Source organism: Fictibacillus gelatini DSM 15865 (assembly GCF_000430745.1).
Classification (GTDB): Bacteria; Bacillota; Bacilli; order Bacillales; family Fictibacillaceae; genus Fictibacillus_A; species Fictibacillus_A gelatini.
The window spans coordinates 1-12,913 of sequence record NZ_KE387233.1 but is presented as its reverse complement, the minus strand read 5'-3'; the positions used below and the strand labels follow the sequence as shown (position 1 = coordinate 12,913).

Below are 12,913 nucleotides of genomic sequence, written 5' to 3'. Positions count from 1 at the left end.
AAAGCCGTTGTTGATATGGGGGCCTTTTTATTTAAAGATTGATCCGTTTTAAACGCAATGCGTTGCTCACAACCGATACGGAGCTCAATGCCATCGCCGCGCCTGCCACCCATGGTTCAAGGAGGCCAAGCGCCGCAACCGGAATGCCGAGGGTATTATAAAACAATGCCCAGAACAAGTTTTGACGAATGTTTTTAATGGTTTTCCGGCTTAATTCAATTGCTTTCGGAATATGATTTAAATCGCCGCCTACAAGCGTTACATCAGCCGTTTCAATCGCGACATCCGCTCCAGTGCCGATCGCCATTCCGATATCGGCTACCGCAAGCGCGGGGGCATCATTAATTCCATCGCCAACCATCGCCACTCTCTTGCCCTGCGCCTGTAGCGCTCTTACCTTGTCGGCCTTTTCTTCCGGGAGTACTTCAGCAAATACACCGCTAATACCAACCTCATCCGCTATCGCCCTTGCCGTCCGTTCATTGTCTCCTGTAACCATATAAACATCAATGCCCATCTTCGTAAGCTTTTCGACCGCCTCTTTCGATGACTCTTTTACCGTATCGGCAACTGCAATCATTCCTGCTATCTTTCCGTCAACGGCTGCCAACACCACCGTTTTCCCTTCACTTTCTAGCCGAAAAATTTCATCCTCATGCTGCTTGAATGATATGTTTTTTTCACGCATGAATTTCCTCGTTCCGACTCCAATCATTTTCCCGCGAATTTCAGCTTCAATCCCGAGTCCGGGAATAGCATTGAAATGGTTGACTTCATATTGTTTTATATTTTCCCGATTGCCGTATTCGACAATGGCTTCTGCCAAAGGGTGCTCCGATAATTTTTCCGCCGCGACGACATATGGCATGACATATTGATGTTCAACAATGTCTGTAACTTCTGGTTTCCCATTTGTCACTGTTCCTGTTTTGTCTAATAAAACGGTGTTAATTTTATGTGCGCCCTCTAAATATTCCCCGCCTTTAAAAAGAATGCCTATCTCCGCTCCCTTACCCGTTCCGACCATAATTGATGTCGGTGTCGCAAGCCCAAGCGCACAAGGGCAGGCAATCACCAAAACAGCGATAGCCACTTCCAATGCTCTGGCAAGGTCCCCCGGGTTTATAACGCAATACCAGAGAATAAATGCAATGAAAGCAATACCAACTACGATTGGGACAAAAATGCCTGAGATTAGATCAGCCATACGCTGAATCGGCGCTTTTGACCCTTGCGCTTCTTCTACAATTTTAATAATTCCAGCAAGAGCCGTTTCTTTCCCGACTTTCTTTGCTTCGATTATTAGCGTACCATTTTTGTTGATCGTCGAACCGATGACACTATCCCCTCCCCGTTTTTCAACAGGCAAAGATTCCCCCGTAATCATTGATTCATCAACGGATGAGGCTCCGGATAAAACAGTGCCATCGACCGGTATTTTGTCGCCAGGTTTAACGATCAATTGATCCCCGACAACAACTTGATCAAGCGGGATTTTCATTTCTTCTCCGTTTCTTACGACAACAGCTTCCTTCGCCTGCAAGTCCAGCAATTTCGAAATCGCTTCTGTTGTCCGGCCCTTTGCGACCGCTTCGAAATATTTTCCTAATAAAATGAGCGTAATTAAGACGCTGCTCGTTTCAAAATAAAGGTTCGGGTGATCGTGCGGATGAATGAATGTTCGAATCGATTCTAGCAAGCTATAGTAGTAGGCGGCAGAGGTGCCTAAAGCGACGAGCACATCCATATTCGCGCTTTTATTCTTTAATGCCCGGTAAGCGCCAATGTAAAACGGGCCGCCGATGTAAAATTGAACAGGCGTCGCGAAAATGAACTGAAACCATGGGTTTAAAAAAATGGCCGGCATCGGAAGCCCGATATCCCAAGGAATGTGAGCGACCATTGTATAAAGAAGCGGCAATGAAAGAACGATAGATAAAAGAAGCCTCGTCTGTTTCTCTTTCAGTTCTTCCTCTTTTCGGCTAACTTTAGTCTCACGGTCTTGCTTCAATATCCCTTTATAGCCAAGCTTTTCGATTTTCGCCAACAGCTCATCAACCGTTACGGCTGCTGGATCATATTCGATGATTCCAGTCTCGCCTGCTAAATTGATGGCGGCATTTGATACCCCGGACATCCGTTTTAGCCCTTTTTCAATTCGCGCAGAACATGCTGCACATGTCATTCCTTCAATATCGAGTTCCACTTTTTCTTTTGCAATTCCGTAGCCGAGCTTTTCAATTTTTTGTTCGATCATTTCAAAGGATGTTTTCTCAGGATCATACGCAACGGATGCTTTTTCCATGGCAAGATTGACGTTCGCCTCAACGCCTTCCATTTTATTTAACACTTTTTCAATTCGGACGGCGCATGCCGAGCACGTCATTCCTGTAATCCCGACATTCACACGTTTTTGGCTCATCCCTTTTCACCTCCTGCACCTTTATTATGTTTGATTTTCCACAGCCATAATAAACCATACAAGGCGATTAGGCCGATAATGATTTTTCCCGCCATCGTCCACTTTTCAACATGATAAACCGAAAAAACTTCTATGAATAAAGCTGGCAGTTTTCCAATGCTGCTTGCGATTGCAAATGTTACGACAGACATCTTTCCTATAGCGGATCCAAACGTCACAACACCTGACGGAATAAACGGCAGCAGCCTTAAGTTGATAACCGCCATAAAAGCTTCTCTTCCGTCCATTTCGGCAAGCTTTCTCAGGCGGGGATGTTTATATAATTTTTCTTGAGCGATCGTTTGAAATCCTGCACGATAAATGACAAAAGAGATGATAGCACCTAATGATTCACCTAAAAAAGAAAGAAAAAAGCCTGTCCAAAATCCGAAAAATAAGATGTTGGCCGCTGTCAAAAAGAAGCTCGGCACGACTCCTAATACGGCGATGACGACACTTATGACTAAACTAATCGCTACCGCAAACGTCCGATATTCATTAAATATAGAAAGGAGTTGATCGGCCATCAAGAGCTTCCCCCTAATTTATCCATTTGTAGCCAACTCCCCAGACGGTTTGCAAATGGTCGTCAATTGGAAAGCCCGCCTTCTTGCACTTCGTCCGTATATTGCGGATATGAGAGTCGACCGTCCGCCCTTCAGTCTCGGAATCCCATCCCCAGACCGCGTCAATCAAATGATGCCGGTTATACACTTTCCCAGGGTTTTTCAAGAGAATGCCCATTAGTTCAAATTCTTTTTTCGTTAAAAAAATGTCCTGGTTCTCATACTTCATTTCATATGTAGCGCCATTGTAAATGAGGCCATTTGCTTCAATCTTTTCGGATGCGCCGCTTCGCCTGAGTACTGCTTTTAATCTGGCAATAAGGATTTCTTCATCAAATGGCTTCGTGACATAATCATCTGCGCCAAGCTCCAATCCTTTCACCATATCATTTTTTTCATCCCGTGCGGTTAACATGATGATCGGAACGTCAGAAATGCGGCGAATGTCCCGGCACGTTTTCCATCCGTCCTTGTCCGGCATCATAACATCGAGTAAAACCGCGTCAAAGACCGATGTCTCGATTTTCTGAATGGCTTCAATTCCAGAACTCGCCTTTTCACAATCGTACCCATGAGGAGCAAGGTATAGCTTCAGTAATTCGAGCATCCGCTTTTCGTCATCGACAAGCAAAAGTTTACTCAATGGCCTCACCTCTAATCGTAATGATAAAAGTTGTCCCTTTCCCTGATTGACTTTGAACACGAATCGTCCCACCGTGCCTTTCGATGATTTCTTTTGCAATCGAAAGGCCGAGACCAGAGCCTCCCCGCAATCTCGAACGGGATTTATCGACCCGGTATAACCGTTCAAAAATATACGGAACATCCTCTTTCGGAATCCCTTCCCCGTTATCCGATATGGCGAGCTTAATCGTGCCTTTTTCTTTTGTTAATCGTATTTCGACACGCCCGCCTTTGTTCGTATGCTTCAATGCGTTATCCAAAAAATTATAAATGACCTGGGAAAAACGTTTCTCGTCAACGCATGCCCACACGGGTTCAATGATAAGGCCTAACGATTTTTCTTCTTCATTAAAAACCGGCTCGATCTTCTCATAAATTTCCGTTAACAGTTCGTCCATCCGGACCTTTTCTTTCGTAATGGCAAACTGATTTTTATCCATTTTCGCAAGTTCGAACAGTTCCTTCACAAGCAGCGCCAATTTCTCCGCCTCTTCTTTTATAATATGAAGATAGTGTAGCCGTTCCTTTTCATCGATCGGCCTTGTTGCGATGTCAGCGTACCCTTTTAAATATGTTAAGGGGGTTCGAAGTTCATGGGCAATACTCGCTAAAAAATCATTCCGCTCTTTTTTTAACCGCTCTAAATCATTGGACAGGCTTTGGATTGAAGCCGCAAGCTCACCAAGTTCATCCGCACGCTTTATGGCGGGCACAGGGTGATGTTTCCCCCTGCTGATTTCCTTCGTTATTTGTTTCAAGTTAATGATCGGCATTGTAATGAATTTCGATAAAAAGAATACTAAAATAATGGACAATACGAATGTCAGAAAAGCAGCAAGTAAAAATTGCGAAGTTAATTTATCAACTAAACTTCGGATAGAGGCAGTAGGTGCAAACATATAAACATAGCCTTTTCGTTTTTCATTGTCATAAATAGGAGATGCCGTTACAAGATAAGGATGATCCCGCCAACTTCCTTGAATGACTGCACCTTTTCCACTGACCGCCGGCTTTTTCTTGATCATTTGCTTCATATGTTCCGTAAACGGTTTTGAATAAACGAGCAATCGATTATTGGCGTCGGTGACTGCCACTTTCGTTTCCGCTTCTGATTCCATAAGGGCGACATGCTTCAATGTCATGTCATCAAAATGATGTTCGAGCACATCTCGATGGCTGTTCCCTCTTGCCAATAACGCCTTCTTTTCATCCTCGATTCGATTATGCAATAATCCTGTATATAAGAAAATAAAAAGCACCACGTGAATAAATAAAACAACGGCCAAAAAAAGCGCGCCAAGCTTAAATGAAATGTTTTTCATCAATCTGCACCTCCTCCTTCATAAGCGTAACGATTTCAGAGAAAAAAGTCATGCTGAATTTAATAGCCTCTGTTCTTTTATCAGCCAGTTTAAAACACCTGGAAGCCTTGCTTCCAGGTGTTTGCTCTAATTTATTTAGATGTTAGTTCGCTTTCGGTGACCCATTTATGATTTTTTACTGGTTCTCCGCCAGTAGTTGACGTGTAATCAATCATATATACTGTCGTTTTTTCTGCAGTTTCAATTGTTCCAGTGGCGCCTTTCATACCTTTCATATGATCAGCTTCTAAAGTAACTTTTGTCCCGGGTTTTAAGACTTTAGTACCTGCATCTTTGATTTCTTCTTGGATGACCCACTTATGATTTTTTACCGGTTTTCCGCCAGTAGTTGGTGTGTAAGTAACAGAATAAGCTATCGTATCATAAGCACCCGCAATAGTTGCTTCAGCTCCATCCATACCTTCCATATGGTCTGCTTTCACAATTGCCTTGCTTCCTACTTTAAAGGCCGGATTCTTTGCTGCTTTTAAACCTTGCGGGATTTTCCCTGAGCTAGAATGCTCCATCTTATTATGATCCATACCTTCCATTTTGCTATGATCCATCCTTTTCTCGTTTTCCGTATTCCCGCTGTTTTTGGCTTTTTCATCACTTGTGTTGGAGCAGGCGCTAAGTACTAAGAAAAAAACGGCAATTAAAGATAATATGGTTTGTTTTTTTAACATGTGAACTCCTCCTTTGCTTCGCAGGATACCAAAAAAATGTGCAAAAATTATGCAGAAACTTCAAATCGAAAATTATGCTTAAAATTTTCGACTTTGTATTTACTAAATTAAAAAGTGTATAGTTTGCTTATTTAATCAAAGCAAGAGGGATGGCAATTGATCATGTCGAATATTTTAAATACTTTATTTATGGGGAGAGGTTAAACATGCAAAAGACTGCATTGCTCATTGTAGACGTTCAAAATGCCATGTTTGATGAAGCTAACCCGATATATGATGGAACACAGCTTCTTAAAAATCTTGAGGATGTAATTCAGAGAGCACGCGCCGCCAACATCCCTGTCTTTTTCGTTCAGCATAATGATGAGGAATTCAAAACTGGTACTCCTGCGTGGGAAATTCATCCTGCGATTGCCCCAATTAAAGGGGACGTTGTCATCCAAAAACGTACGCCGGATTCTTTTCATGGAACTGAGCTTTATGAAAAACTTCAAGCAGAACGAATCAAACATCTTGTTATCGCCGGAAATCAGACCGAGTATTGCATAGATACTACATGTCGCCGGGCATTTAGTCTCGGGTTTCATGTCACACTTGTCAAAGATGCCCACCGGACATGGGATTCCGGTACGTTAAGCGCCAAACAGATCATTGCTCATCACAATCAAGTGTTAGGGAATGCCTTTGCTACGCTTATGGAAACTAAAGAGATCCAATTTTTCTAAAAAAGAAGATTGGAATTGAAGAATTCGGTCCAGGGGGGTAAACAAGGCAAGGTCTTACCCCTTTATGGTATATTGTATATACAAAAATTAGAATGTGACTTGGACGATAAAAGTGTGTAAAATAAATACATAGTACCCTGTATGGGTATATCAGCCTTAAAGTGAGGGATGTTCAATGAGTAACGAAATAATTCCTGATAAAAATAATAAAGAAGAAATGGAAGGTTGTGAAACAAGACACGGGAAAGTTCCGAACGATTTAAAAGTGAATCTCATCAAAAGAATGAACCGGATTGAAGGGCAAGTTCGCGGCATCAAAAATATGATCGAACGGGATGTTTATTGCGATGATATTTTAAATCAAATGTCCGCCGTCCAATCCGCTCTCCATTCTGTTTCTCGATTACTGCTCGAAAGCCATATGAATACATGCGTTATAGACCGCTTAAAAAATGACGACCCGCAAATCATTAATGAATTTATGAAAACTTTATCAAAATTAATGAAATAAATGAATTGACATACGATAGGGGGGTATAGTAACATTAAGCCATAATAAAAATAAAACTTTTTGGAGGGATTGGATATGCAAAATGTAACGTTATCCGTACAAGGAATGTCTTGTAACCATTGTGTCAATTCGATTGAAAGTGAAGTTGGAAAATTAAATGGGGTAAGCGAAGTAAAGGTTCGATTGAATGAGGGAAAAGTGGATGTTACATTTAACTCCGAAGTAGTTTCCCTGGAACAAATCAAAGAAACAATCGAAGAACAAGGCTACGACGTCGCTTCCTGATTAGAATGCAAAACCTCAAATGGTTTAATGACTCAAAAATCATTACATCTATTTTTTTCTCGCAAGGATATCGTGCTAAGCACATTTAGCACGATATCTTTATAGAATATTTTATACCCTTAAGGGGTATATGTATATTAAGGAAAGGAGAATACCTTATGAGTGCTGATAAAGAAACAACGATGCAAATTGCCGGAATGTCCTGTGCGGCTTGCGCGATTAAAATAGAAAAAGGCTTAAAAAAAATCGAGGGCGTAAAAGACGCCAATGTGAATTTCACATTGGAAAAATCAAAAATTACGTATGACCCGAATGTAACGGATGTTTCTAAATTTCAGTCTAAAATTGAATCGTTAGGATATAAGGTGGTTAAAGAAAAAGTTGAATTCGAAATTTCTGGAATGACGTGCGCGGCTTGTGCCAACAGGATCGAAAAGAAATTAAACAAACTTCCAGGTGTACTGAATGCGACGGTCAATTTTGCACTAGAAACGGCTTCTGTAGACTATAATTCTTCGGAAATTACTGTCTCTGACATGAAAAACGCCATCTTAAAAATCGGTTATAAGTTGACGGAAAAAACAGAACAAAAAGAAACAGCACAGGGCCATCGACAAAAAGAAATCGAGCGGCAAAAAGGAAAGTTTATCTTTTCGCTCATTCTTTCATTCCCGTTACTCTGGGCAATGGTCAGCCATTTTTCATTCACTTCATTTATTTGGCTGCCAGATATGTTGATGAATCCGTGGGTTCAGCTGGCGTTAGCCACTCCGGTTCAATTTTTTGTCGGCGGTCAATTTTATGTAGGCGCCTATAAAGCACTACGAAATAAAAGCGCGAATATGGATGTCCTCGTCGCTCTAGGAACTTCAGCCGCTTATTTTTATAGCCTTTATTTGTCCATTCAATCGATCGGATCAACCGGGCATATGGTTTCCCTTTATTTCGAAACAAGCGCGGTTCTCATTACGCTCATTATTTTAGGGAAACTGTTTGAGGCAAAAGCAAAAGGTCGCTCTTCCGAAGCGATTAAGAAATTGATGGGCCTGCAAGCGAAAACCGCAACTGTCGTCCGTAATGGTGAGGAAATCGTCATTCCGATTGAAGAAGTAGAACAAGGCGACATTGTGTATGTGAAACCGGGGGAAAAAGTTCCGGTTGATGGTGAAATTATTGAAGGGCGTTCTTCCCTGGATGAATCAATGTTAACCGGTGAAAGTATCCCGGTCGATAAAACAATCGGTGATGCGGTTATCGGCGCAACAATCAACAAAAATGGCTTTCTTAAGATGAAAGCAACAAAAGTTGGCAAAGATACGGCTTTAGCGCAAATTATTAAAGTTGTAGAAGAAGCGCAAGGATCTAAAGCGCCCATTCAACGGCTTGCTGATAAAATTTCCGGCATTTTCGTTCCAATCGTTGTCGGCATCGCCATGATGACCTTCTTCATCTGGTACTTCATTGTCAGTCCCGGTGAATTTGCGGTTGCCTTAGAAAAATTAATTGCAGTATTAGTCATCGCCTGTCCTTGCGCGCTCGGATTAGCCACTCCTACTTCAATTATGGCAGGTTCAGGCCGATCAGCAGAATACGGCATTCTCTTTAAAGGCGGCGAACATTTAGAAACAACTCATCGGTTGAATACAATCATCCTTGATAAAACGGGAACGGTTACAAATGGAACACCTGTATTAACAGATGTCGTAACGAATGGTATGGACGAAAAAGAATTCCTTGAACTAGTTGGGGCTGCAGAGAAAAATTCAGAACACCCATTAGCTGACGCGATCGTCAAAGGAATTGCCGATAAAGGAATTACGCCCGGAAAATCTGAAGAATTTGAAGCGATCCCCGGGTTTGGTATTCTAGCAAAAGTCAACGGAAAAACCGTCCTGGCCGGAACCCGCCGTCTCATGAAGAAGTTTAATGTGGAAGTCGGAAGCGCCTTAAAGCAAATGGAACAATTGGAACGGGACGGCAAAACAGCGATGCTGATTAGCGTTGACGGTCGGTATGCTGGAATTGTCGCCGTGGCGGATACGATTAAAGAAACATCGAAAGAAGCTGTTGCGAGATTAAAAGAAATGGGTCTTCAAATCATTATGATTACAGGTGACAATGAACAAACGGCAAAAGCGATCGCTAAACAAGTCGGAATCGATGAGGTGATCGCGGAAGTGTTGCCGGAAGGAAAAGCGGATGAAGTGAAAAAGCTTCAAGCGACCGGGAAGAAAGTCGCCATGGTCGGAGACGGTATTAACGACGCGCCAGCTTTAGCAATTGCAGACATCGGAATGGCGATCGGCACGGGAACGGACGTCGCGATGGAAGCGGCCGACATTACGCTCATTCGCGGTGATTTAAACAGTATCGCCGATGCCATTTTCATGAGCAAAAAAACGATTCGAAATATTAAACAAAACTTGTTTTGGGCATTTGCCTATAATGCTATCGGTGTGCCAATCGCAAGCATAGGATTGTTAGCCCCATGGCTTGCAGGTGCCGCGATGGCGTTCAGTTCTGTATCCGTTGTCTTAAACGCACTTCGCTTGCAAAGAGTAAAACTATAACACGGGAGGGGTTATGTGATGGGCAAAATGACGAAATGGGCGCTATAAAATGTAGCTTATCATGTTTCGCCACTATCATTACAAATCGGTGAAATAAAATTTGTACAGAGCATAACTTGTGAATGGCATTGTCTATCAATCAATGCCATTCACACCTCTCTACACAATGGCAGTCGGTTGGCTCCTTCTCAATTTGAATGGTTGAATGGGCAATATGAAACTCTTTTTCAATCAACCCGGCTGCCTGGCGCAGAATGATCTGTTCATCGCTATCTACTTCAATTTTTAAATGGCAAGTTAGCATCGGAAAGTCGGATGAGAGCGACCAGACGTGGAGGTCATGGACATTTTCAACCTTCGGAATTGTTAATAGATGGCGCTCAATCTCCTCAAGCCGAATATGAGACGGTTTGCCTTCCATCAAAACATGCAAAGCATCCTTTGTCACCCTTATTGCAGATGCAAAAACGAGAATTCCGACGATGCTACTTGCAATCGGATCGGCGATCTCCCATCCGAAAAACATGATTAACAACGCCGCAACGATAGCTCCAACCGAGCCGAGCAAATCCCCTATGACATGAAGAAAAGCACTGCGTAAATTTAAATTTTCACTCGTATCGCCTTTCATTAAAATCCAGGCTGCCAGCACATTAATGACAAAACCGATGAGAGCGATGGTGAGCATTCCATTGCTGGCTACGACAGGAGGATGCTGAAACCTTCCTATCGCTTCCCAAAAAATATAAAGGGAAACGACAATTAAAGCGATCCCGTTGAATAACGCCGCAAGTATTTCAAATCGTTTGTAACCGTATGTTTTATGTTCGGTCGATCTCTTCTCTCCTAATTTAAACGCGAGGAGACTGAATCCAAGAGAGATGGCGTCGCTTAACATATGACCGCTATCTGAAATGAGCGCAAGGCTGTTTGTTATAATGCCTCCGATAATCTCCGCAACCATAAAGCTGAGGGTAAGTAAAAATGCCAGTAAGAGAGACTTTTTATTCTTATGATGAATATGGTGATGATCGTGTCCATGTCCCATTATATTCGCCCCTTAATATATGTGTATATAATCATATATTAATATATTGGATTCGATTAGTAAATACAAATTAATTATTCCCGGGTAAACGGGGAAAAACACTTTAAAAAACAAAGAAGCCGGCCCTCTTTAAAAGAAAACCGGCTTTTTACAGTTAAAAATGGATAAATCCTTTTCCAATCGAGACAATGACAATTAAGACAATAACAATAAAGATCCATAGCACTGCGGTAGGTTTATTAGTGTTTCCTTTCGTTCTTGCCAATAACATTTCCATCGTACCGATAAGCCATAATGCTAACAGACCTTTAATAATATAAATCGGTTGAAAATGAATACTTATTAACAAGCCGATACCGGAAACCACCATAATGACGTAAAAAAGGCGTAAAATCATATGTATTATTTTTCCGGCCTTTAGCTTTCCTGCTTTTAATAAAAAGAAAGCGATGACAAACAAAACAATCATAATGATCCATGTATCCGCATGTGCATGATATAATCCGTTAAACATTTTTTCCTCCTTGTTTCCACTATTTATAAATAGTATAACAAAACTTTTGAATGACGGAAAATTTTCAAAGGCATCTACTTCTTACATCTTTGTGAACGGAACAAAGTTGCATAGGAATTTTGTTCTGCGGTGAGAAATGAAATATTAGATTTGCCGCAGAATAGCAGATTCCGTTTATTCACATTATAGACACTATCATTTCCTAAAACGAAAAACATCCCTTTCGTTCATCGAAAGGGATGTTTTTTTAAGCAACCGCTTGTTTCTTTTCTTTTACCATATCTACAAAGTATTGATGCATGCGGAAATCATCTGTAAGTTCCGGATGGAATGAAGCGCATAAGAAGTGTTCCTGTCTGGCAGCTACGATTTTGCCATCATGTCTGGCCAACACATCGACGCCCTCTCCTACTTCAACGATATATGGTGCGCGAATAAATACGGAAACAAAATCTTCACCGATGCCATCAATTGATAAGCTTGCTTCAAAGCTGTCTACCTGGCGGCCAAAAGCGTTTCGTTCAACCGTCATGTCGATAAGCTCTAAATGTCCTTCATCCTGGCCAATGATTCGTTTCGCCATTAAAATGAGACCCGCGCATGTTCCAAAAACCGGTTTTGCAACTGCAAAGTCCTTTAAAGGTTGAAGAAAGCCGTACTTATCAATTAAACGGCGCATTGCCGTACTTTCTCCGCCAGGCAGAACTAAACCATCGATATCATTTAGCTCCTCCACGCGCTTTACAACTACCGCTTCTACTCCACAAGCTTCAAGGGCTTGTACATGTTCACGAATAGCACCTTGAAGTCCTAGTACTCCGATTTTCATTGTTATTACTTCCTTTTCCTCTTACCAGCCGCGCTCTTGCATGCGTTCAGCAGGCTCTAATCTTGAAATCTCGATGCCTTTCATCGGCGTTCCTAATCCTTTAGAAAGCTCGGCAATCAATTTGTAATCTTGATAATGGGTAGTTGCTTCAACGATCGCACGGGCGAACTTCTCAGGATTTTCCGATTTGAAAATGCCGGATCCTACGAATACGCCGTCCGCGCCAAGTTCCATCATAAGTGCTGCGTCCGCTGGAGTTGCCACGCCGCCTGCCGCAAAGTTTACAACTGGAAGCTTGCCTGCTTCTTTAATTTGAAGAAGGATTTCGTATGGCGCGCCAAGGTTTTTCGCTTCGGTCATTAGCTCGTCCTTGCTCATCGACACGACTTTACGAATTTGCGCCTGGATCATGCGCATATGGCGTACCGCTTCAACGATGTTGCCTGTTCCTGGCTCCCCTTTCGTACGGATCATGGAAGCGCCTTCTCCGATGCGGCGCGCTGCTTCGCCTAAGTCGCGGGCTCCACATACGAATGGAACCGTATAATCGCGCTTGTTCAAGTGGAATACTTCGTCTGCCGGCGTTAACACTTCACTTTCGTCAATGTAGTCTACACCCATCGCTTCAAGCACGCGCGCTTCGACGATATGGCCGATACGCGCCTTCGCCATG

At 42.4% G+C, this 12,913-nt stretch carries 13 protein-coding genes; 4 read left to right on the top strand and 9 right to left on the bottom strand.

Annotation, left to right across the window (positions count from 1 at the left end; genetic code table 11):
• Window positions 1–31: 31 nt before the first annotated feature.
• The 5 genes from H538_RS0121085 to H538_RS0121065 all read right to left on the bottom strand — a co-directional run bounded on the left by H538_RS0121085 (window position 32) and on the right by H538_RS0121065 (window position 5,758).
• Window positions 32–2,422, bottom strand: coding sequence for a heavy metal translocating P-type ATPase (locus H538_RS0121085; protein WP_026679264.1), 2,391 nt, complete (start codon window positions 2,420–2,422; stop codon window positions 32–34).
• Window positions 2,419–2,988, bottom strand: coding sequence for a TVP38/TMEM64 family protein (locus tag H538_RS0121080; RefSeq protein ID WP_026679263.1), 570 nt, complete (start codon window positions 2,986–2,988; stop codon window positions 2,419–2,421). Before H538_RS0121080 ends, H538_RS0121085 begins: the two co-directional genes overlap by 4 nt.
• A gap of 13 nt (window positions 2,989–3,001) precedes the next feature.
• Window positions 3,002–3,670: a response regulator transcription factor gene (locus H538_RS0121075; protein ID WP_026679262.1), complete on the bottom strand. Its 669-nt coding sequence runs from the start codon at window positions 3,668–3,670 to the stop codon at window positions 3,002–3,004.
• Window positions 3,663–5,033 carry a sensor histidine kinase gene (locus tag H538_RS0121070; RefSeq protein WP_026679261.1) on the bottom strand — a complete coding sequence of 457 codons (1,371 nt, stop codon included), beginning with the start codon at window positions 5,031–5,033 and terminating at the stop codon, window positions 3,663–3,665. Before H538_RS0121070 ends, H538_RS0121075 begins: the two co-directional genes overlap by 8 nt.
• Window positions 5,034–5,164: 131 nt before the next feature.
• Window positions 5,165–5,758: a YdhK family protein gene (locus H538_RS0121065; RefSeq protein ID WP_026679260.1), complete on the bottom strand. Its 594-nt coding sequence runs from the start codon at window positions 5,756–5,758 to the stop codon at window positions 5,165–5,167.
• A 206-nt stretch (window positions 5,759–5,964) separates the two neighbouring features.
• Here H538_RS0121065 and H538_RS0121060 point away from each other — a divergent pair, with 206 nt between their 5' ends.
• The 4 genes from H538_RS0121060 (at window position 5,965) to H538_RS0121045 (ending at window position 9,849) form a co-directional block, all read left to right on the top strand.
• Window positions 5,965–6,483, top strand: coding sequence for a cysteine hydrolase family protein (locus H538_RS0121060; RefSeq protein WP_026679259.1), 519 nt, complete (start codon window positions 5,965–5,967; stop codon window positions 6,481–6,483).
• 175 nt (window positions 6,484–6,658) lie between these two features.
• A complete protein-coding gene (locus H538_RS0121055; RefSeq protein WP_035351888.1) occupies window positions 6,659–6,994 on the top strand; it encodes a metal-sensitive transcriptional regulator in 336 nt (111 codons plus the stop codon).
• A gap of 75 nt (window positions 6,995–7,069) precedes the next feature.
• Window positions 7,070–7,279 (top strand): copper chaperone CopZ, encoded by a 210-nt coding sequence (gene copZ, locus H538_RS0121050; protein ID WP_026679257.1) that lies wholly within the window; start codon window positions 7,070–7,072, stop codon window positions 7,277–7,279.
• 158 nt (window positions 7,280–7,437) lie between these two features.
• The gene (locus H538_RS0121045; RefSeq protein WP_026679256.1) at window positions 7,438–9,849 is read left to right on the top strand and encodes a heavy metal translocating P-type ATPase; all 2,412 of its coding nucleotides are present in this window, start codon (window positions 7,438–7,440) and stop codon (window positions 9,847–9,849) included.
• Between the two features lie 139 nt (window positions 9,850–9,988).
• Here the strand turns inward: H538_RS0121045 and H538_RS24715 are convergent, their stop codons facing one another.
• The 4 genes from H538_RS24715 to pdxS form a co-directional block, all read right to left on the bottom strand.
• Window positions 9,989–10,897, bottom strand: a complete 909-nt coding sequence (locus H538_RS24715) for a cation diffusion facilitator family transporter (protein ID WP_035351885.1) — start codon at window positions 10,895–10,897, stop codon at window positions 9,989–9,991.
• Between the two features lie 154 nt (window positions 10,898–11,051).
• Window positions 11,052–11,411 (bottom strand): DUF1516 family protein, encoded by a 360-nt coding sequence (locus H538_RS0121035; RefSeq protein ID WP_035351882.1) that lies wholly within the window; start codon window positions 11,409–11,411, stop codon window positions 11,052–11,054.
• Window positions 11,412–11,658: 247 nt separating this feature from the next.
• Entirely contained in the window at window positions 11,659–12,240 is a 582-nt protein-coding gene (gene pdxT / locus H538_RS0121030) for a pyridoxal 5'-phosphate synthase glutaminase subunit PdxT (RefSeq protein WP_026679254.1), read from the bottom strand.
• 21 nt (window positions 12,241–12,261) lie between these two features.
• The coding region (gene pdxS, locus H538_RS0121025) for a beta/alpha barrel domain-containing protein (protein WP_026679253.1) at window positions 12,262–12,913 on the bottom strand (652 nt) is incomplete at its 5' end.

Coding starts and splice junctions, on each gene's coding strand:
- H538_RS0121060 (WP_026679259.1), top strand. CDS start 5,965: ATGCAAAAGACTGCATTGCTCATTGTAGACGTTCAAAATGCCATGTTT.
- pdxT (WP_026679254.1), bottom strand. CDS start 12,240: ATGAAAATCGGAGTACTAGGACTTCAAGGTGCTATTCGTGAACATGTA.
- copZ (WP_026679257.1), top strand. CDS start 7,070: ATGCAAAATGTAACGTTATCCGTACAAGGAATGTCTTGTAACCATTGT.
- H538_RS0121045 (WP_026679256.1), top strand. CDS start 7,438: ATGAGTGCTGATAAAGAAACAACGATGCAAATTGCCGGAATGTCCTGT.
- H538_RS0121035 (WP_035351882.1), bottom strand. CDS start 11,411: ATGTTTAACGGATTATATCATGCACATGCGGATACATGGATCATTATG.
- H538_RS0121080 (WP_026679263.1), bottom strand. CDS start 2,988: ATGGCCGATCAACTCCTTTCTATATTTAATGAATATCGGACGTTTGCG.
- H538_RS0121065 (WP_026679260.1), bottom strand. CDS start 5,758: ATGTTAAAAAAACAAACCATATTATCTTTAATTGCCGTTTTTTTCTTA.
- H538_RS0121085 (WP_026679264.1), bottom strand. CDS start 2,422: ATGAGCCAAAAACGTGTGAATGTCGGGATTACAGGAATGACGTGCTCG.
- H538_RS0121055 (WP_035351888.1), top strand. CDS start 6,659: ATGAGTAACGAAATAATTCCTGATAAAAATAATAAAGAAGAAATGGAA.
- H538_RS0121070 (WP_026679261.1), bottom strand. CDS start 5,033: ATGAAAAACATTTCATTTAAGCTTGGCGCGCTTTTTTTGGCCGTTGTT.
- H538_RS24715 (WP_035351885.1), bottom strand. CDS start 10,897: ATGGGACATGGACACGATCATCACCATATTCATCATAAGAATAAAAAG.